The organism is Streptomyces sp. cmx-4-9, from assembly GCF_046548835.1.
GTDB lineage: Bacteria > Actinomycetota > Actinomycetes > Streptomycetales > Streptomycetaceae > Streptomyces.
On the sequence record NZ_JAEBEE010000002.1, the window covers coordinates 129,406 to 146,899 of the forward strand.

24 protein-coding genes are annotated in these 17,494 nt (G+C 68.3%); all 24 read right to left on the minus strand.

Annotated features, from left to right (window positions below):
• The 24 genes from ACLJTM_RS06535 to ACLJTM_RS06650 all read right to left on the minus strand — a co-directional run bounded on the left by ACLJTM_RS06535 (position 1) and on the right by ACLJTM_RS06650 (position 17,347).
• Positions 1-675 (minus strand): HNH endonuclease, encoded by a 675-nt coding sequence (locus tag ACLJTM_RS06535; protein ID WP_411102438.1) that lies wholly within the window; start codon positions 673-675, stop codon positions 1-3.
• A 96-nt stretch (positions 676-771) separates the two neighbouring features.
• Positions 772-1,239 (minus strand): hypothetical protein, encoded by a 468-nt coding sequence (locus tag ACLJTM_RS06540; protein ID WP_411102439.1) that lies wholly within the window; start codon positions 1,237-1,239, stop codon positions 772-774.
• On the minus strand, positions 1,185-1,529 hold the full coding sequence (locus ACLJTM_RS06545) for a hypothetical protein (protein ID WP_411102440.1): 345 nt from the start codon (positions 1,527-1,529) through the stop codon (positions 1,185-1,187). Before ACLJTM_RS06545 ends, ACLJTM_RS06540 begins: the two co-directional genes overlap by 55 nt.
• 2 nt (positions 1,530-1,531) lie before the next feature.
• Entirely contained in the window at positions 1,532-1,876 is a 345-nt protein-coding gene (locus tag ACLJTM_RS06550; protein WP_411102441.1) for a hypothetical protein, read from the minus strand.
• 73 nt (positions 1,877-1,949) lie between these two features.
• Positions 1,950-2,732, minus strand: a complete 783-nt coding sequence (locus ACLJTM_RS06555; RefSeq protein WP_411102442.1) for an Ig-like domain-containing protein — start codon at positions 2,730-2,732, stop codon at positions 1,950-1,952.
• 37 nt (positions 2,733-2,769) lie between these two features.
• Positions 2,770-3,219, minus strand: a complete 450-nt coding sequence (locus ACLJTM_RS06560) for a hypothetical protein (protein WP_411102443.1) — start codon at positions 3,217-3,219, stop codon at positions 2,770-2,772.
• Positions 3,207-3,488, minus strand: a complete 282-nt coding sequence (locus tag ACLJTM_RS06565; protein ID WP_411102444.1) for a hypothetical protein — start codon at positions 3,486-3,488, stop codon at positions 3,207-3,209. The genes ACLJTM_RS06560 and ACLJTM_RS06565 overlap by 13 nt, the downstream gene beginning before the upstream one ends.
• Positions 3,489-3,496: 8 nt before the next feature.
• Positions 3,497-3,838 (minus strand): hypothetical protein, encoded by a 342-nt coding sequence (locus ACLJTM_RS06570; RefSeq protein WP_411102445.1) that lies wholly within the window; start codon positions 3,836-3,838, stop codon positions 3,497-3,499.
• Positions 3,835-4,377, minus strand: a complete 543-nt coding sequence (locus tag ACLJTM_RS06575) for a mobile element protein (RefSeq protein ID WP_411102446.1) — start codon at positions 4,375-4,377, stop codon at positions 3,835-3,837. Before ACLJTM_RS06575 ends, ACLJTM_RS06570 begins: the two co-directional genes overlap by 4 nt.
• Complete coding sequence (locus ACLJTM_RS06580; protein WP_411102447.1) at positions 4,367-4,615, minus strand: hypothetical protein; 249 nt, start codon at positions 4,613-4,615, stop codon at positions 4,367-4,369. Before ACLJTM_RS06580 ends, ACLJTM_RS06575 begins: the two co-directional genes overlap by 11 nt.
• A 95-nt stretch (positions 4,616-4,710) precedes the next feature.
• Positions 4,711-4,923 (minus strand): hypothetical protein, encoded by a 213-nt coding sequence (locus ACLJTM_RS06585; RefSeq protein ID WP_411102448.1) that lies wholly within the window; start codon positions 4,921-4,923, stop codon positions 4,711-4,713.
• A gap of 10 nt (positions 4,924-4,933) precedes the next feature.
• The gene (locus ACLJTM_RS06590; RefSeq protein ID WP_411102449.1) at positions 4,934-6,256 is read right to left on the minus strand and encodes a phage major capsid protein; all 1,323 of its coding nucleotides are present in this window, start codon (positions 6,254-6,256) and stop codon (positions 4,934-4,936) included.
• A 15-nt stretch (positions 6,257-6,271) separates the two neighbouring features.
• The gene (locus tag ACLJTM_RS06595; protein WP_411102450.1) at positions 6,272-7,120 is read right to left on the minus strand and encodes an HK97 family phage prohead protease; all 849 of its coding nucleotides are present in this window, start codon (positions 7,118-7,120) and stop codon (positions 6,272-6,274) included.
• 1 nt (position 7,121) lies between these two features.
• Positions 7,122-9,056, minus strand: a complete 1,935-nt coding sequence (locus ACLJTM_RS06600) for a phage portal protein (protein WP_411102451.1) — start codon at positions 9,054-9,056, stop codon at positions 7,122-7,124.
• On the minus strand, positions 9,056-9,277 hold the full coding sequence (locus tag ACLJTM_RS06605; RefSeq protein WP_411102452.1) for a hypothetical protein: 222 nt from the start codon (positions 9,275-9,277) through the stop codon (positions 9,056-9,058). The genes ACLJTM_RS06600 and ACLJTM_RS06605 overlap by 1 nt, the downstream gene beginning before the upstream one ends.
• A gap of 19 nt (positions 9,278-9,296) precedes the next feature.
• The gene (locus ACLJTM_RS06610) at positions 9,297-11,018 is read right to left on the minus strand and encodes a terminase large subunit (RefSeq protein ID WP_411102453.1); all 1,722 of its coding nucleotides are present in this window, start codon (positions 11,016-11,018) and stop codon (positions 9,297-9,299) included.
• Positions 10,981-11,451 (minus strand): phage terminase small subunit P27 family, encoded by a 471-nt coding sequence (locus tag ACLJTM_RS06615; protein WP_411102454.1) that lies wholly within the window; start codon positions 11,449-11,451, stop codon positions 10,981-10,983. The genes ACLJTM_RS06610 and ACLJTM_RS06615 overlap by 38 nt, the downstream gene beginning before the upstream one ends.
• Before the next feature lie 261 nt (positions 11,452-11,712).
• Complete coding sequence (locus ACLJTM_RS06620) at positions 11,713-12,069, minus strand: HNH endonuclease (protein ID WP_411102455.1); 357 nt, start codon at positions 12,067-12,069, stop codon at positions 11,713-11,715.
• A 79-nt stretch (positions 12,070-12,148) separates the two neighbouring features.
• Positions 12,149-14,266 (minus strand): GDSL-type esterase/lipase family protein, encoded by a 2,118-nt coding sequence (locus ACLJTM_RS06625; protein WP_411102456.1) that lies wholly within the window; start codon positions 14,264-14,266, stop codon positions 12,149-12,151.
• A 45-nt stretch (positions 14,267-14,311) separates the two neighbouring features.
• Entirely contained in the window at positions 14,312-14,686 is a 375-nt protein-coding gene (locus tag ACLJTM_RS06630) for a hypothetical protein (RefSeq protein ID WP_411102457.1), read from the minus strand.
• A 68-nt stretch (positions 14,687-14,754) separates the two neighbouring features.
• Positions 14,755-15,879: a hypothetical protein gene (locus ACLJTM_RS06635; protein WP_411102458.1), complete on the minus strand. Its 1,125-nt coding sequence runs from the start codon at positions 15,877-15,879 to the stop codon at positions 14,755-14,757.
• Between the two features lie 9 nt (positions 15,880-15,888).
• Positions 15,889-16,119: a helix-turn-helix domain-containing protein gene (locus ACLJTM_RS06640; protein WP_411102459.1), complete on the minus strand. Its 231-nt coding sequence runs from the start codon at positions 16,117-16,119 to the stop codon at positions 15,889-15,891.
• A 326-nt stretch (positions 16,120-16,445) separates the two neighbouring features.
• Positions 16,446-16,898, minus strand: a complete 453-nt coding sequence (locus tag ACLJTM_RS06645) for a hypothetical protein (RefSeq protein ID WP_411102460.1) — start codon at positions 16,896-16,898, stop codon at positions 16,446-16,448.
• A complete protein-coding gene (locus tag ACLJTM_RS06650) occupies positions 16,898-17,347 on the minus strand; it encodes a hypothetical protein (protein WP_411102461.1) in 450 nt (149 codons plus the stop codon). Before ACLJTM_RS06650 ends, ACLJTM_RS06645 begins: the two co-directional genes overlap by 1 nt.
• Positions 17,348-17,494: the final 147 nt, after the last annotated feature.

Consider the following 17,494-nt stretch of genomic DNA (forward strand, 5'->3'; position numbering starts at 1 on the left):
TTATGGCATGGCGCCTCGCAAGTCGCTCTTGACCTGGTTGCAGTACAGGTGAGCGAGTTGCAGATTCCCTGGTTCATGGGTTCCGCCGAGCGCCCGGGGCAGGACGTGGTCGACTGACGCGCACCACTTGGCGTCATCGGCACGCCGAATGGTTATGTCGACCGGCGCGCTACAGATGCCGCAGTTGGCGCCGTCGCGCAGGGCCAGTTGGCCGGCGGACATTTGGTACTTGCCGTAGTCCTGCCTACAGGGTCGGCACAGCTTGGTGCTGGCCTTCTTACGCTGGCCACCCCTACCTCGCACCGTCAGGTCGATCGCTGTGCCGCAGAGCACGCATCCAACCGAGACGGGAACGTTGCCCCCATAGGCAAGGTGTAGTTGCCGACAGGCCCATGAACAGAACCGACGCAACTCGGTGGACCGTTCCTCGCACCCGCAGACAATGCACGGCTGAGGTGCGGACCACTTCCACTGAAACGGCTGTGGGGCGATTCGAGTACTTCGCCATTGCGCATAGTGGCTGGCGCACCAGTCACGTTTCACGCGCGGGCCGTCGCACTCCTCGACCGAACACCGCGGCCTACAGTCGTCAGAGCAGAACTTCGGTCCGCTCGCTCTCGGGGCAAGGGTGATAACACCCTCGCAGCCCAGGCAGTTCCGGGTACGCTGAGCCATGTCAACCTCGATCTAGGTTGGCCGTGCCCCGGAAGCGTTCGCGCGCTTGCCGGGGTTCCTTGTCGTCCGCTCATCATCCAGCCCTGCACTGACAGTTCAGGCGATCCGGCCTTCGGCTATAGCTTCCGCGCGTTCGCGCCTGCGCTCACGGGCCGCTTCTAGGCGCGCCACTCGTTCGCTGCCGTCTGTCTTCGAGCGGGCCGGCTTCATCCACCAGCGCGGGTACGGCCTGGGGATCTTCGGCAGGTTGCTCTTCTTGTCGATGTTGCTGGCGACGATGTGCCAGTCGACGTTCTGGAGCATGTCGAAGACGTCGGCGAGGAGGACCGCTTCCGCGGTCGGCTCCGCCCGCCCGTCGTTGAGGGCGGTGCGGACACGGGATCCCGGCGGAAGTCCGTCGACGTAGGAAGCCAGCTCCCGCCAGGTCAGGTCCCCGGTGAACAGGTCGCGCAGGCGGACCCCGTACTCGCTGCGCAGGTCCGCCTCGAGGGCTCGGCCGTGCCTCCGGATCAGATCGCGGAGGCTTCGGATTCCCCCGGCTTTGTCCCCGAGTGAGCCTGCCACGCCTTGAACAGGGAAAGCAGCTTGTACTGCGGCAGGCGCTGCTTCCGGAAGTCATCCCACTGATCTGCCAGGGCGAGCTTCAGGCTCTCTGCGACGAAACGCGCGTCGCCGGTTTCCGCTGCGGCGATGGCGTCCCACGAGTTCAAGTCCTGCATGTGGGTGAGCTCCCAGCGCCTGCCCGCGAAGTGCACGCGGAAGGGGCGGAGGTCCACCTCCGCCTCGACGGCGTCGAGGTTGAAGTCGAACGGCTGGTCGTCAGCCGGCTTGCTGGTCGCGGTTCGGGTGGCCATGACTACTCGCTTTCGGGTCGCGGTTCGGGGCGGATGACCTGCACGGTGGCGGCCATCAACGTGAGGCGGACGGTGCTGACGCCGTCGGGGTTGAGGCCGATCTCCATGGGCTGGCCGGTGACGAGCCACGGGAACGGCTCGCCGTCGACGAGAATGGAGCTGCCGTGGATGACGATCTCTCCGGCCAGTTGCGGCTCGGCGGGTATCGCCCGCTCGGCGGCATCCCCGTTCGCCAGGACGGCCACGACCTTGCCGCGAAGATTCCGCGGCAGTTCGGCATCGGCTGGGATGAGACCCACCTCGACGGCCTTGTCGTGGATCTGCTTGTCCGTGTAGCTGATGGGCATGGCACTCCTTGTCGCGGTTCGGGTGGTGCACCGGGGCGCGGTCGAACCGCGACGAAGGACCGCGCCCCGGCGATCAGCTGACCGTTACGGCGCAGGTGTCGGAGAAGCCGCCGTAGGTGGCCGTGATGGTGGCGGAGCCGGTCGCGACGGCAGTGACGTAGCCGTTTTCCACGGTCGCTTTGGTCAGGTTGCTGGACACCCACGATGCGGACGCTGTGACGATCGCGGTGGACAGGTCGCTGTAAGTGGCCGTGGCGACGAGCGCCCCGATCGCACCGACGGCCAGCGTCTTCGTGGCGGGTGATACATCCAGGGCGGTCAGGGTCGGCGTGATCTGCCGGTTGAAGAGCACGCCGTCGCCGGTCGGGAAGATCGTCGCTGTGAACGACATCGACTCGATGTCCGTTTCGTTCTCGCCGTGGTCTCCATCGAGGGTGACCTCGGCGTAGTTCGCAGTGATCAACCGACGGACCTTATCCCCCTCGCGAGTCTCGAAGGCGACCATGACCTTGGCCGGGCGGGGCACCTTGATCTGCGTGGCGGACGATCCCGGCCACAGCAGGGAGAATGTGACGTCGTTGTCCTCGAGCGCCGTGAAGCTCTTGGTCAGCTTGAAGTGGTTGCGACTGGTCTTGGTGAGCAAGCCACCCCACGCATACTTGTCGTCGGTGTCCTCGTCGCGGGACTCGGGGAAGCCGTCGTCTCCGTCGAGGAGGCCGACGAGATCCCAGTCCACGCCGAACGGGGTGTCGGCATCAGCGGGTAGGGTCGCGGAGAGATTGGTCGAGATGTAGACGTCCGCGTCCGTCCACAGATTTGCCTTCAGCGGGTCGCCGGCCACGGCGTCCTCCTTCATTGGGTAAGGGGTTGTCGTCGCAGTTCGGCGGACGAGATCAGGCGCTGAGCACCTGGGGCTTGACGTTGGCGAGCACGGTGAACGTCGACAGATCGATGCCGGACGCCGCCCGTTCTGCGCCCTCGTCGACTGCGGGAAGCGGGCCGGTGCCGGGGCGGACGCCGCGGATGACCGGGCCGGAGTGCACCAGGAGGAGGGCCTGGCACAGCATGGCCAGGTCGTGAGCCTGGTCGGGGTCCTCGTGCCAGACGGTGACCCGCAGCGTGCAGCGGGCGTTCGCCATCGAGGAGTGCGGCAGGTCGCCGTCCTTGCGGACCATGACGTAGGGCAGATGGGGAACCTCCGGCGACCGATCGCCCGGAACCCTGGTGCCGACGGTGACGCCAGCCGTGTACGGCTCCAGGCGGCCAGCAAGAGCCGTCCGCAGAACCGAGGCGCCAGCGGCCTGCACGTCACCGAAGACGACGAGCGGCTTCACCTCTGCCACGCCTTGACCTCGAGGCCCGCGTGCGCGGCGGCGCGGGTGAGAATGCCGTCCCTCGCCTGCCATGCCATGGCCCGCACGTCCGCGACAACGACCGTGGCGGCGCCCCGGTCCGTCGTGTACTTGCGGACCTCGACCGGGACGCCGGAGCGGACCAGCGCCTTGACGTTGTCGGCGACCTGTTGGGCGTAGCCGTCGATCAGGTCGCGGATCTCCTGGCCCTTCAGCAGCTCGCGGACGCCCGCACTGTCCAGCTCGAACTTCTTCAGCACGGCGCCTCCTATCCGGTGGACCGCTTCATCTCGAACTCGACGTGGTGCACGGCGTCGGTGAACAGCTCGGGCCAGCGTGCGACTTCGCCGTCGACCTCGAGGGTCATGCCGTCCCACTCGATGCGGTCGTCCGCCCTGATGTCAGGGTTGGTGCCCTCGGCGGACTGGACGTGCCAGCCGGTCACCTTCGACGAGCCGGTCTCGTCGTGGGCTTCCTGCTGGATGCTGGGCTGGATGTTGACGTGAGTGACGGTGACGCGGGTGGCGGTCGCCCAGTCCGCGACGGTGTTCCCGCCACGGTCCACGCGCGTGCCTGCGCGCACCCGCACCAGCGTCTGGTTGAACATCACGCGTCGCTCCCGGTCTGCACCTGGTGGCGCTCGACCGCATCCGACCACTGGGTCGTAACCCCGGTCTCCCAGGTCACGGACTGGCCGCCGACTGCTTTGGACTTCAGCCCCGGCTCGGAGCGGTACGAAGCCCGGGCCTGCTCGATGACCGCGTCGGAGATGTCCGTCGGGATCTCAGCCCAGCCGTGGCTGTACGTGACCTCGATGCAGCGGAGCTTGTCGGGCCAGCGCTGGCATCCGAGGCGCCGAAGTACGCCCGCTTCGGACCAGCTGTAGTCGGTTCCCTCGACGAGTTCTTCGCCGTCCAGGAGAACCGAGCTGACCTCTGTGGTCGGCCAGACTGGCAGCAGGATCGACTCCCTGCCGTTGCCGTCCAGAGTGACCACGTCGTCCTCGACGAGGTTCACCTCATGCCGGACCGCGCCGCGGAAGCGCCGGGAGGCGGAGCGCAGCGTCATCAGCAGCAGCGGGTTATCGGCTGGCACGCGCAGCCAGATGGCCAGCTCCTCGGGGTCGGCCAGCGGAGTGTCAGTCGCCACCACCCGCACCGCCCTTGCCCCTCGGCGAACGCGCCTTGTTGGCGGACGCGGCACGCGCCTTGTTCGGGTCCGGGGTCGCAGCCTTCGCAGAGCTGCCGGACTCGACCAGGTCCTCATCCGAGAGGCCGTGCTTCTCGGCGTCCTCGGTGCTGAGCTTGAGGACGGACTCACTGCCCCCGGGAGACGTGTACCGGTACTTCTTGAGCGGCCCGCTCATCGCGGACACCTCCTCGATCATGAGGTCGACAGGGGTGACGGTGGAGGGCGGGCCACACGCCGCATGCACGGCGCCGCACGGGCACCGCCCTCGAGCCGTCTGCCGGGCGAACACGGCTACGGGGCGAGCTGGCCGGAGGTGCGCAGCGCGGCAAGCAGCGCGTTGAGCTTGGTGCGGGTCGCCAGCGCGTCGACACGGAGTGCGTCGTACTCGGCCTTGGTCGGGTTGGCGCCGGCGGCGACCACGGAAGTCACTGCTCCGACATCAGCGACCGCCGCTGCCTGCTTGCCCTCGCGTGCCGCTCCGGCTCCAGCGTTCAGGTATGCCATGATGTGCCCCTTACGCGGTGAGGTCGATCTCGACGAAGGCGTTGGGCTGCAGCACCCCGAAGGCTGCACGCATCTCCGCGAGGATCGCGACGAGGTTGCGGACGAAGAAGTCCGCGTGGCTGTCGGTCATCTGGATGGAGGCCTGCTCGCGGTCCCACAGGACGGCCTTGCGGAAGTCGCCGACGTAGCCGGTGCCTGCGGGGACGGCCTCGGTTTCGATGACCGGGACGCCCCAGAGGGTGCCTGCCGAACCGGAGCTGGAGGGGCCACCGAAGTAGAACCGGGCCTCGTTGTCCTGGAGAAGGTCGATGGTTTCCAGGTCAGCCGGGTTGAGGAGGTACGCGTTGGCGACCGAGCGGCCGACCGTCCGCACCTTGGTCTTGGCCTTGCGGGTGGTGGTCAGGGCGTTGGTGTCCCAGGCCTGGGCCTGGACGCCGGAGACGTTGCCGAGGCCCTCGAAGTTCTCGCCTGTCCCGTCGCCGGAGATCATCTGGTCCTCGAGTTCCTCCTCGAGGCCGTAGCGCAGGAACGCGTCGATCAGGGTGCGAATCTGGGCCGCGTCCGACAGAGCCCGCTTGGTGACCGGGATCCAGTGCGCGATCGTGCGGACCGGGGTCGTGACCTTCGCCGCGGCCAGCGCCGACTCCGGCTTGTAGCCGCCGCCCGCGTTGTTGACGAGGGCGCCCGGCACGGATGCCGGAGCGGTCGGCGCAGCCGAGGACGTGGCCTCAGCGACCGGTGCCGCGTTGTTCGTGGTCGACGTCATCCGCACGTACTCGACGGTGTCGCTGGTCGTGGTGCCGTTGGTCACCACGTCGCGCAGGCGCAGCGGACGCTGGAACGCCTCCAGGGCGACCTGCATGCCGCGCATGTCGTTCGTGACGAACGCGCCGGCACTGGTGTCGGACAGGCCCGTGACCAGGGACTTGTACCCGACGGGCAGCGACTGGACGCGCTGCTTGGCCCCGAACTGGCCGTTGGCGGTGGTGCCCATCAGGGCCGCGTACTCGGCGGACTTGACGAAGTGCTCACCGAGCGAGGTCTTCTCGTCGGGCACGATCAGGCCCGCGGGGGTGCGGCGTTCGGCGGACTTCTTCTCGTTGAGGCCGATGTCGTCGCCGAGGCCGGCCAGCGTGGACCGCAGCTCGGCGTCGCCCTTGGCCTTCTTCAGCTCGTCGCCGCCGGCAGTGGCCTTGGCCATGTGCTCGTTGAGGGCGGACCGCTCGGTGTCCGTGAAGTCCCGGTCCTCGGCCTCCGCCTTGGCGGCGATGGCACGGGCCTCGGTGAGGTGGTGCTTGATCTGCTCGGTGAGTTCGTCGATCTTGACGCTCATGTCTCCTCGTTCCGGTTAAGCGCCCAGCTCGAGCAAGTCGAGGTCCAGGCGAGTAAGCAGGCGGGAGGCGGCGGCACCGACCTTGGCGGCATCCTCTGCGGATGCTTCGCGGGGGTCCGGCGTGGACTCTTCCTCTGTGCTGCTGGGGGCGGGTTCTGCCTTGAGCTCCTGAGCGGGCTGGGGCTCCGGCTGCTCCGACGGCTGGCTGCCGTCAGGCGCGAGGGCTTCCTGCTGGCCGGGCTCTTCGGTCTTGCTCTTCTCGGGCGTCGCCGCCGCGAGCACCTCGCCGATGGCGGCGTGCGCCTTGGAGAGGGAGTCATAGTTGGCCTGGCTGAGGACGCGGCCGGCCTTCGCGCCGCGGACCAGGCCGTGAGCCTTCGCCGCGAGGAGCTCGGTCTCCTGATTGGCGCCGACCAGGCACGGGCCGACCTCGTGGATCCGCAGCTTCCGCAGCTCGTACACCTCGCGCCCGTCGCGCTCGCCCCAGCCGCCGTCCTCGATGTCGTAAGCGAACGACATCTGCGTGACGCGGCGGCCCTTGAGAAGGCGGAAAACCTGCTGGGCCTTCGGGTTCTCAAGGTCGAGCTGACCTGTGACGAGCAGCCCACCAGCAGATTCGCGGGCTTCGGTCACGTGGCCGATGTGAGAGAAAGGGTCGCCCCAGTCGTGGGACCAGATCACCGGGATCGGGTCGCCGGACTGCTGCCAGCGGGCCAGGTCGTCGGCGAACGCTCCCGGCATGACCACGTCGCCCATCGAGTCCTCGTTACCGAAAACGCTGACCAGGGCGGTGAACTCACCGACCCCCAGCCCATCGCTCTCGCCAGCAGCCTTCACCCGCGCGGGGGCATCCTTCGTCAGCACGTCAGTCTCCCCTCGCGTAGTCGAGTGAGCAGTTGCAGTTGATGAGCTCGTCGGTCTTGCCCTGGCCGTCGCCCGGCCATCGCAAGCCGTTGGAGAAGACGTCGTCGAGGCTGACGGCCTCGCCGTTCTGCGCCTTGTGGGACGGCCGCGGGTTGCGTCCCCCGGTGCGCCAGATCTTCTTGGTGAGCCCGGAAGCTGAGGCCGCATCGTGGCCGCCGAAGGACCGGAGCTCCGTCGAAGCAGTCGCCGCGCGGACCGTAGCCGCGGACTCCCACGCCACGGCGGCGCCCTGCAGGTTCTCCCGCCAGCTCTCGCCGCCCCGCTCCTGCACTGAAGCGACCGCCTTCTGGCCTGCCTCCTCGTGCTGCTCCGCGTGCGTGTGCGCGGCTGCCAGGATCCAGGCCAGCATCACGTCGGCCGACCAGTTCTCGGCGTCCGGGTTCCATTCGTTCAGGACATCCCAGGCACCGACCTGCGCCAGGCGATAGCCGTGGTCGGCGAGGAGGGCTTCGAGTTGGGCGATCCGATCCTTGGATCCGGCGGCCCACAGCGCGAGCAGGTCAGGCATGTCCCCTGCCTTGGCGCCGGCCGCCGCGAGCAGCTTGCCTGCCGCGCGCGCCGTCCACTTCTCCAGCGACGTCGCGAGGGCGTCACCTTCGGTATCCGCGGATCCCAGGTCAGCCGGCTTGCCGCTCTTCACCAGCGCCAGGCCACGCGCTTTTGGGAGTGCCGCCTGATCCGGCGCCGTGTCCCGCGGTGAGGCGAGGCCGCCCTCGGTCACGTTCATCGGCGTGATCAGCGAGTCGCCGCCGTCGATCGACGGGAGGTTGTTGCGGGCCCGGGTTTCGTTGACCGTCATCCACGGCCGGCCCGTCGCCGTGCTCGCGGCGACGGCCTGTTCCTCGAACGAGCCGCGCAGCTTGGCGTCGATGTTGAACTCGGCGTACACGTCGCTGTTATCGCCGGGCATGTCAGGCAGGATCTGCGCGAGGATCTCCTGCTGCAGCATCACCATCCACGGACCCAGGGTGTCCTGGTACAGGTGGGCATGCTGCTCTTTGATGTTGGAGTAGGTCGCGTGGTCGAGGATCCCGATCAGGGGCGGCGGGATGAAGTACGCCGCGCTGACTTCCTCACGGGTGAGTTTCCGGCTCTCGATGTACTGGGCCTGCTCCGGGTTGAAGCCGACCGTCTGATAGGTCATGCCGTCCTCGAGAATCGGCGTGCCACCCTCGGCGCCGCCGCCCTGAGAGAAGGAACGCCACATCTCACGGAAGCGCTGCTTCTCCTTGGCGCCCCAGTCGGGCGCATCCGGCGGACGCTGCAGGACACCCGTCAGTCGGGCGCCGCCCTTCCACATCTGCGACCGCTGTCGCGCGGCCTCGGACGATTCGAGGAGCAGTTCGCGCAGAGACTCGATCGGCGAGGACCCGACAGTCAGGTTGTCGGGCGCGTAGCCGTGGATGTGGACGACGTCCTCGACCGCGAAGTCCTTGCCGCCCGCGGTCTCATAGTGGTCGGGCCGGATCCAGTTTCCGCCGTAAGGGCGGATCAGCGAGGGCGGCGTAGGCAGGATCTGCAGTTTCCCATTCAGCCGCAGCTTGATCCCGTACCAGGAGTCGTAGAGGGCTACGTCGGAAACCATCCGCTCGACGAACCTGAACGTCGTCATGCCCGGCATCGGGGAGGCTAGGAGCTGCGCGAGCGGGTGATCTGTCAGCCGCTCCCGGTCGGTGTCGCTGACTCGGCGGAACGTATGGATGCCCAGCTGGGCGATGTTCCTGGCGAGGAAGCCGATCACGGTTCGGACCTGGGGCTGGGTGCGCCAGATCGTCTCGTACTCCCAGGGGGCGGCCGGAAGGGGCATCGCCGCGTAGCCGGGAGTGACGCCGGCGCCGGTGACCGCGAGCTGGCCGGAGGAGACCACGAACGCCATCAGTCACCGCCCGTCGCCAGAACCTGAGTGAACTCGACCTGGTGACGCTCGATGACGACCTCGCCGTCCATGCGCTGCCCGACCCGCCCCGGCTCCAGGAGTTCCGCGTCGCGCAGGACCAGCAGCGGGCCGCGCTGCGCCCACAGGATTCCCCGGAACGCCTTGTCCGCCAGGTTCACGATCACGCGCTTGCGTACCGCCGTGCGACGCCAGGCGAACATGCGGCCTCCGTTCCGGCCGCTACACGACCATGATTCCCTCGTCGTCCGCGTAACGGGACTTCCGCCGCGGGGGCCGGGCGACGACCTCGGCCATCGCCGTGGCCAGCGCCGAGACGCCGTCGATCTTGTCGCCGCTGTTGGCCTTGTCCGGCTTCACATTGCCCGCCGGGTCCATAGCCACCGCCAGGTTGTCGACGCACCAGCGGGCCACCGGGTGGCCGCCGTGCCGCAGGGCCGGGCTCTCGGCCGTGCCCTGCAGCGTGAGCCGCTGGATCTCCTTCAGGACCGGAGACATCGTCGCGAAGCCCTGCCGGACCTTGACCATCGGCGCCCGCTCGGACACCAGGTCGTTCGTCAGCTGGCTAGCGTTCCACGGGTCGTAGCCGATGGACTTGACCTTGAAGTGGTCGCGGTCTCGGCGGATCTGCTCCTTGATCCAGTCGTAGTCCGCCACGTTCCCCGGCGTCGCCACCAGGAAGCCCTCCCGGACCCAGCGCGACGCGGCGCCCGCGGTCCGCTTGTCCAGCGCGCGGAGGTTGTCCTCTGGAGTCCAGAACCTGAAGACGGCATCGAGGGTGCCAGTCTCGTCGTCGGGGAAGAGCCAGCACAGCGCACACAGGTCGCTACTGCTCGCCAGGTCCAGACCGCCATACGCCGCCCGCCCCTCAAAGCGTCGCTCGTCGACCATGGACGCGTTGCGGTCCCAGGCCTCCAGCGTCAGGAACCGGGTCGTCTGCTTGGTGCGGATCCCGAGGTGCAGGCGCAGGAACTTCGCCAGATCGGCCGGCGACTGCTGGGCCTCAGCCGACGCGCCACGCAGGTACGCGGCCGACGGGCTGACCCCGTAGCCCGGGTTCGCCTTCCGCCACGTCGCCTCGGCATGCGGGTCGTCATCCTCGTCGGCACCCCAGACCACGCCGTAGGTGTCCAGGTCATGGAGGGCGCCGCGTGCCAGCTGCTCGATGTACTGCCGCTTCCGGTCATAGATCGACTCCTGCTTGCCCTCGTCCGCGGTCGTGATGATGATGACGAGCGGCTGACGGCGGGAGCCGGTGCCAGTCTCGATCGTCTCCACCAAGTCCGGGGACTTATGGACGTGCAGCTCGTCGATGATCCCGCCATGGACGTTGGCCCCGTGCAGGGCCTCGGCAACCGACGAGACGACCGTGAAGTACGAGCCGGAGGCCGGGTGCGTGATCTTCTTGGTGAACGCCTTAACGTTCCCCTTCAGCGCAGGCGCCCGCTCGGCGATCGTCTTGATCGGGTCGAACGTGTACCGGGCCTGCTTCTCGCTGGTAGCCGCCGCGTACACCTGGGCGCCCGGCTCCGAGTCCGCCGCCATCAAGTACACGGCGATGCCGCCACTGAGGGTCGTCTTGCCGTTCCTGCGGGGCACGTCCACGTACAACTTGCGGACGATCCGCACGTAGCCCTCGGCCTCGTCGTCCCAGCGGACCCAGCCAAAGACTGGCGCCAGGATGTACGCCACCTGCCAAGGATCCGGGTCCAGGGGCTTGCCCGCCCACTTGCCCTGCGTGTGACGCAGCAGGTGGAAGGACTGCAAGACCTTGTCGACCTTCGCCGGGTCGAAGACCGCACCCTTGGCCTCGCCCGGATTCGGAGTCTGGATCTTCGGCGGACAGTCCGGCAGCGGGATGCCGCGGGACTCCAGATACCAGGCGACCTCGGGACTCAGGCCCAGGTCAGCCGGAGCCGGCGAACGGGTTCGTCGAGTCCCCATCGTCGTCCCCCTGTCGGCCCACCCTCGACTCAGCCGAAGGCGTCAGACCGAACTCACCCGCCCACGCCCGCAGCTCCTTCGACGCCGCCTCGATCACCGCGACCGCCGGATGCCGGACACGGCCCTGGGAGTTGGTCGCCAGCACCGACCCGTCCTCGTCCATCTGTCGCTGCGCCTGGACCAGTCGGTCCCAGGTCAGGCAGTACGCCGTCAGGGCCGAACGGTCCACGGGCTTGAGGAGGTCGAGGCGGGCAAGCTCCGGGACGACCCGCTCCCACTCGGCGCGAGCCTCGGCCGGCAGCCACTCGGGGGCCTCAGGCGGGACGCGCTTGAAGGCGGGCGGCTCGACGACCTTGCGGCCCCCCGAGTCGCGGCCCGGGCGGGAGCCTTCGACCAGCTTGAGGCCGGCCGGGCGGGGCTTGGGCGAGGGCATGGGAACCCCCTCACGCAGCGTAACGGATCATGGTTGGAGAAAGTGCAGGTCAGGGGGGTCTCGGACTTGAGTGTGCGCCATCCCAGCTCACCGCGGCGCTGTCCAGGATGTCCGTTTTCGTGATTTTGACTCCCCTACCCCCCTCCGGGGGTCCTCGGGTGGGTCATAATCTCGATCTTGGGGCTCTCAGAGGCTCCAAATTCGACATCCTGGACGGCCTTTGGGGGGCCTGTCTGAGCCTCATTTTAGCCTGTCAAGGGGTCAGAATGTAAGCCTTGAGCCCTCTGGATGCGTCCTCTGACGCCTGTCCTGGTCCGATTTGACCTCGTGACAGCCCGAACAGAGCGTCTGAAGGTTCGCCGAGTCCCACTTCGAGCCGCCTTCGGACAACGGGATGATGTGATCGACCTGCAGCGCGTCATGCGAGCCGCACCATCGACACGTGGGCTCGCGATCAAGCTGTCGCGCCCTGGTCTCACGCCACTTGCGTGTCGAGCCTGAGCCCCACTCCTTGGATCTGTTGGCCCATGCCTTCCTCTGGTGTGCCTCGCACCTGCCTTGCGTGGTGAGCTCCTGGCACTCGGGATCCCCACATCTCGTAGGGGGTGACGTCGGCATGGCCCCTCCCCCTTCCCTACCCCATGCCCCCCACCCCCCTGAGGGGCCCAGGGGGGATAGGGATGCATCCCCCAGGCCCCTAGGCGGGCATGAGCTCCCGTATGGCTGCTGCGATCCTGCGGGCCAGGTAGACGTGCCCTGCGTCCGTAGGGTGAACAGCGTCCGTACCGATGTAGATGTCGGCGTTTCCGCTGCCTGTGGTTGCCCCTACGCGCCCAGTGCCCGTGATCCAGGCCCCGTGAGTGGCAACGAGAGCCCCCGTGGCGTCGTAGATGGCCCCAGTGATTGGACTGATGAACGGATAGCCTGCGGCAGCGGCTGCGGCCCTCAGGGTGGCGTCCGTGTTCGTGATCGACGCTCCTGGACTGCCGGTTGGCGACCAGCATCCGATGATGTACACCTCGGCACCGGACAGCCCTGCCCTGATCGTCGAATACAGAGAGGCTGCCGCTGCCGAGATGGTCGGCTGAGAGCCCCCGTTGTCGTTGTATCCGGCCCAGACAACGAGCCGCGAAGGGTTCCAGGCGACCACGTCGGCGGCGACTCGGGTGGCGAGGGTCGCGTAGGCGCCGACGGTGATGTAGCCAGTACCGCCGCGGGCTTCGTCCCAGACGTCGTTGCTGCCGAGGAGGCGAGCGGTGCGGTGCAGCCAGGTGCCCGCGCCTCCGCCCGTGTTGATGGCGGAGCCGTCAGTGAGGGAGTCGCCGAAGCCCATGAAGCGGCCACCTTTGGGGACGGCGGACCACATGGTGGCGGTGGGTGGCAGGAAGATGCCGCCGAAGGGTGCGGTGTAGACGTCGAGTCGGATGACGCGGGGCACCGCGCTGCCGAGGTCGATGGTCATCAGGTGGGTGCTGCCGGCGGTCGTGCCTCCAACCGACTGCATGAGGTCGGTGACCTTGCGCCCGTCGATGCTGAGCCGGTACATGCCGGCGGTCTGGTAGTTGAAGCGCCACTGGAAGGTCTGTGCGTCGGTCCCGAATTCGAAGGACCAGACGGCTTGCGAGCTGCTCAGGTTGGTGCGGGTGTTCGGGTAGCGGCTGGTCGGCAGGACGTAGGTGGAGTCGGGGGTGCCTGTGCCGACCTGGAAGCCGCCTGCCCCGAGGTAGGTGAAGGGGCCGGTGACGTCGGAGCCGGTAAGCGCTACGCCGGCCGGGGCGTACTTGATGTAACCCGCGGTGGGGGTGCTGGTCTGGACAGTGCCGATCGTTGGCGCTGCGCCGGCGTAGAGGCTGTCAGCGACGACAGGGTCGGGCAGGTGGCGGCGCCTCCATGCGGCCAGCGAGGCCGTCAGCCCGGTGATTTGGCTCTGGGTCAGCGTGACCGGGTCGGCGCCTGCCGCGGCATGGCTGGATGCATGCGCGGTGGGGGTGCGTGAGTCGGTGAGTCGACTGTCGTCACCGGCGGCGACGGTTCCGTTGCTCATGCCGACGTTTCGGGTAGCGCTGGTGCCGAGCCCGAGGCTGGTCCGCGCGGTCGTCGGGTTGGCCAGGTCGGACAGGTTTGCTGACTTGGCGAGTTTGTTCGTGTCGGCGTAGGCCCGGTCTGCGTGGGGATCGGCGGCGCCCGCGTGCGCGTTGACCTTCGCGGTGGCTCCGGCGGGAGTCTCGTAGGCCGCATCGGCTCGGGTCGCTTCGGAGGCGATGGCCGCGTCGGTGTACGCCTCGGCGTCGGCGTTTTCGCCGTCGGCTCCTGCCGGGCCTTGGGGTCCGGTTGGCCCGGTGGCGCCAGTCGCTCCCTGCGCTCCGGCGGCTCCTGTCGGGCCAGTTGCCCCTGTCGGGCCGGCGGGACCTTGGGGTCCGCTCGGACCTGCGGGACCCTGCGGACCTGGGACGGTGACGTACTCGCCCTGTGCCGGGCTGACCGGCGCAAGGTCGGACAGCTGAACGGTAGAGCCGAGGGAAGAAGTGAGGGAGATGTCGTAGCTGTCGCCAGCAGCTCCGTAGGGGCGCTCGATGACCTCGTAGGTTCCCCCTGTGGGGGTGAAACCGGCCGCATCATTGGGTAGCAGCGCGACACTGAGGACGCCGTTGACCCAGCTGGCGACCGCGTCGCCCATGACGATCACGCCGTGCTCGGCCGATGTAAGAGTGCGCACGCGGGGCCGGAAGACGACCTGCCCGGTCATCGCGGAGCCGTCGGGCCGCCGCCGGTTGTCGACAACGGTGATCGTTGGGACTCCATCGGGCATCGGCATGGCGGACCTCCCTCGGGGTGGATCCGCCGCGCCGTGCGGCCGGGGCTACTCGGGGGCGGTCACTTCGCCGTTGACCAGCGTCGCGAAGATCCTGGCCTGGGGTTCCTTGTTCGCATCGACGGGCTGGACGAGCACTTCGCCGCCGGCGCCTTCGATGGTGATGAACAGCTTCGTCATGTCCTTCTTGAGGAACAGGGCGAATATGCCCGTGAGGGCTACGCGGGTCGCGGTGATGCGGGCCTTGGCCTCTTCACCGCGTTCCAGCGTGACCCTGGCACCCTCGACGGGGACGTCCGTCTGGTTCGGCGCCCTGAACTTCCCGCCGAACATGGTCACGCCTGCGGAAGCTGCGGCGCCTCTGATCTTGCTGTTACGGGCCGCCGCGGCCTTCTCTTCCGGTGACTTCTTGCTGCCGAACATGGGCTGTCCCTACGTCGCGGTTCTGGACGCACCATGCTGACGGAGGAAGGGCCGCGGCGTCACGGGTTCTACGTGATCCCGTCCCGGTCGTCCCGGTGGGTGATGCGGATGCTGGACGCGTAGGCGCCTTGCAGGTCGTAGAACGCGGCCTTCGAGCGGCGGCTGGCGACGGTGCGGGCGCTCTGGTCGTAGACGATCGACTGCCTGCTGGGGGCCGTGGTCTGCGTGTACCGGTGCCGGCCGGCGAGCTGGCAGCCCTGGTAGCGGACCCCGCCTGGGTTCGTGTAGCGGTGCGGGGCGTAGTCGTCGGCGGCGGACGGGGGCCGGTAGGCCCACGCATCGTCCATGCAGTTCAGGAACGTGACCTGCCCGCGCCAGTTCGACTCGATGACTAAGTTCGCGGTGTCACGAGGTTCGAAGCGGACGCCCTCGACGAGGAGTGACTGGACGCTGTCGTGGTGGCTGCCGGCCGGGAAGTGGAAGAAGCGACTGGTCTTTCCGTCGGCCCGTCTGCCCTTGATGATCCAGGATCCGCCGGAGACGTTTATTGAGCCGCCCTTGTCGAAGCGAAGAGCGTCACCGCTGTCGTACTCGACCTTGCAGTCCCGCAGCGAGAAGTTCAGGAACTGGTCCTGCTGGCTGATCGACGGGGTCATCCCGGACCAGAGCCACGCCACGTCGTAGCTGCCGTTGACGTGGCAGTTGTTGAAGAACCATTCCGAGTTGCAGTTCGACTTGTCGGGCCCGTCGAGGCCGATGCCGTACCGCCAGGTCCCGCGCCACTCGCAGTTCGTGAAGCCCCAGTCCTGGGCGCCGCCCGTGCTAGTGGAGTACAGGAAGCTCGCCGCAGGGTTCGTCGACCTGAACGAGCAGTCGTAGAAGCGGACCCCCATCCACCGGTCCGCGTTCACAAGCAGCGGCGCCGCCCCAGTCATGACGATCTCGCTGGACCTTTTGCCCATCCCGCGGATCGTCAGCCCCTGGGCGCGCCCGCTGGCCGGCGGCATGATCGTGTCGCTGACCTGGTAGCTGCCCGACAGCTGGATCTCGCACGTCGCGACCGGCACCCCACCGCCGGCATCCCGGGCGAGCAGCTTGTCGGCCGCGGCGAAGGTGCGCTGCAGTGCGGTCGTGCTGTCGCGGCCGGAGATGGTGCCGTAGTCCTCGGGGCGGAGGACGATCGGAGTCGACACGGATCCTCCTCAGGCGGCTCGGACGCCAGCCGGTAGTGGCGGCGGGTCGCCGAGGTGAATCTCGCCGGTCCAGGGGTGAACGGTTTTGCGGTCGAGTTCGCGGAGGTCGTAGCGGGCGGCTTTGCCCTTGCCGCCGTACCGATGAATGCGGCCTTCGGAAGCCCAGCGCCAGATCGTTCCGACGGGCCGGCCGGTGTAGTAGGCGGCGTCTGCGGCGGTGACGAGCTGCGGCCGGTTCATGCGCACCCCCTAGGAATGACGAAAGGCCGCCCTTGGGGGGACGGCCTGAGCGCGCACAAGTGCTATGTCAGCAGATAATGACTTCGGTGGCTTACTCGTGTCAAGGGGTGATCTCTGGTGGGACACTGCCGGCATGGGCGTTTCATACATGGTGCGCGGGTCGACGGCTGCCGAATGTCAGCGTGAGCTGGATCGGCTGTGTGCAGCGCTGGGGGCGACAGCGACGACCGCACCTGTGCAGGCTGCTGGTCCGGGGTGGCTGGCGCGCGCGGTACTCATGCCGAAGGCCCCCGCGGTTGGCGAGGGCCTGGCGGTGGAGCGGTAGGTCAGCCCAGCATCCGGATCACGGGCGCCGGGCCGCTCTGGCTGTCGTTCCATGCCCCGATCGACAAGACGTCGGGCTGTTCGGCGCGGATCCGGGCGAGCAGGACTGCCTCGGCCGCGTCCTCCAGCCGTCCGTCCCCGCCGGCTGCGGCCCGGATGGCGCCGATCGCGCAGTAGCCGGTGGCCGCCGAGCCGACGTAGCCGCGGATCCAGCCGTGGGCGGCGATCAGGCGGCCCGCTTCCTGAAGGACCTCGTCGACCGCGACCGGCTGCCGAGTGGCGGTCGGCATGGGGGCGGTCAGGATCTCCGGCAGGTCGACGTGCGCGGTGTCGATGTCGAAGGCCAGCCCGGCCTCGTCGAGGCGGGAGTCCATGGCCAAGCCCGTGAGGGCCAGCCGCTCCTCGAGGGTGAGGGCCGCCGCGGCCTCGACCGCGGCGGAAGTGAGGGTCTGCATCAGAACCAGCGCCCGCCGCGTCGGCCGGCCTTGCGGTCTTCGTCGTACTGGTCGCCGGCCTCGCGGGCCCGCTTCTCCATCTCGCGGACCTCATCGAGGTCGAGGCGGCGGACCTCGTCTTCCCATCCGCGCGGGAGGCCGTAGCCCTCGTCGCGGCAGTCGGGGCCCGAGTCGGAGTGGTGGGGGATGCCGCGGGGCGGGGTCGCGTGCACCTCACCGTGCCAGCGGAGGAAGCTCTTCGCGCTGACGTTGTTGCCGATCTGCCAGCCGCCGAGGAGGGGGTGCTGGCCGGTGCAGGTGTGCTCGCTCCAAGTCTGGGCGTGGTTCCACAGGTGGGCTGCGCCTGCATGCTGGGGCCGGTTGATGACGTAGACGGTCTTGCCCTTGGAGAGCCAGCGGAGGAAGTCCTTCTCGTCTCCTCGGCGTCGGGTGCTCCAGGTCTTGCCCATGACGTTTCCCTTCATTGGATGTTTCGGGGTGGTTTGCGGGCCGGACGTGGCCCTAGTTTGCAGTGGTTTGCACCCCGGACAGGGGCCGGACGCGGGGCGGACAGGAGCGGGCGACGTCCGGGGGCCGTCCACCCTGTGTCCGGGGTG

Bases quoted from the DNA above. Each gene is read 5' to 3' on its own strand.
- ACLJTM_RS06550 (WP_411102441.1), bottom strand. From the start codon at position 1,876: ATGCCCATCAGCTACACGGACAAGCAGATCCACGACAAGGCCGTCGAG.
- ACLJTM_RS06605 (WP_411102452.1), bottom strand. From the start codon at position 9,277: ATGTTCGCCTGGCGTCGCACGGCGGTACGCAAGCGCGTGATCGTGAAC.
- ACLJTM_RS06625 (WP_411102456.1), bottom strand. From the start codon at position 14,266: ATGCCGATGCCCGATGGAGTCCCAACGATCACCGTTGTCGACAACCGG.
- ACLJTM_RS06615 (WP_411102454.1), bottom strand. From the start codon at position 11,451: ATGCCCTCGCCCAAGCCCCGCCCGGCCGGCCTCAAGCTGGTCGAAGGC.
- ACLJTM_RS06610 (WP_411102453.1), bottom strand. From the start codon at position 11,018: ATGGGGACTCGACGAACCCGTTCGCCGGCTCCGGCTGACCTGGGCCTG.
- ACLJTM_RS06580 (WP_411102447.1), bottom strand. From the start codon at position 4,615: ATGATCGAGGAGGTGTCCGCGATGAGCGGGCCGCTCAAGAAGTACCGG.
- ACLJTM_RS06545 (WP_411102440.1), bottom strand. From the start codon at position 1,529: ATGGCCACCCGAACCGCGACCAGCAAGCCGGCTGACGACCAGCCGTTC.
- ACLJTM_RS06555 (WP_411102442.1), bottom strand. From the start codon at position 2,732: ATGAAGGAGGACGCCGTGGCCGGCGACCCGCTGAAGGCAAATCTGTGG.
- ACLJTM_RS06650 (WP_411102461.1), bottom strand. From the start codon at position 17,347: ATGGGCAAGACCTGGAGCACCCGACGCCGAGGAGACGAGAAGGACTTC.
- ACLJTM_RS06645 (WP_411102460.1), bottom strand. From the start codon at position 16,898: ATGCAGACCCTCACTTCCGCCGCGGTCGAGGCCGCGGCGGCCCTCACC.
- ACLJTM_RS06590 (WP_411102449.1), bottom strand. From the start codon at position 6,256: ATGAGCGTCAAGATCGACGAACTCACCGAGCAGATCAAGCACCACCTC.
- ACLJTM_RS06585 (WP_411102448.1), bottom strand. From the start codon at position 4,923: ATGGCATACCTGAACGCTGGAGCCGGAGCGGCACGCGAGGGCAAGCAG.
- ACLJTM_RS06630 (WP_411102457.1), bottom strand. From the start codon at position 14,686: ATGTTCGGCAGCAAGAAGTCACCGGAAGAGAAGGCCGCGGCGGCCCGT.
- ACLJTM_RS06600 (WP_411102451.1), bottom strand. From the start codon at position 9,056: ATGGCGTTCGTGGTCTCCTCCGGCCAGCTCGCGGTCACCGGCGCCGGC.
- ACLJTM_RS06535 (WP_411102438.1), bottom strand. From the start codon at position 675: ATGGCTCAGCGTACCCGGAACTGCCTGGGCTGCGAGGGTGTTATCACC.
- ACLJTM_RS06620 (WP_411102455.1), bottom strand. From the start codon at position 12,069: ATGCCGACGTCACCCCCTACGAGATGTGGGGATCCCGAGTGCCAGGAG.
- ACLJTM_RS06640 (WP_411102459.1), bottom strand. From the start codon at position 16,119: ATGAACCGGCCGCAGCTCGTCACCGCCGCAGACGCCGCCTACTACACC.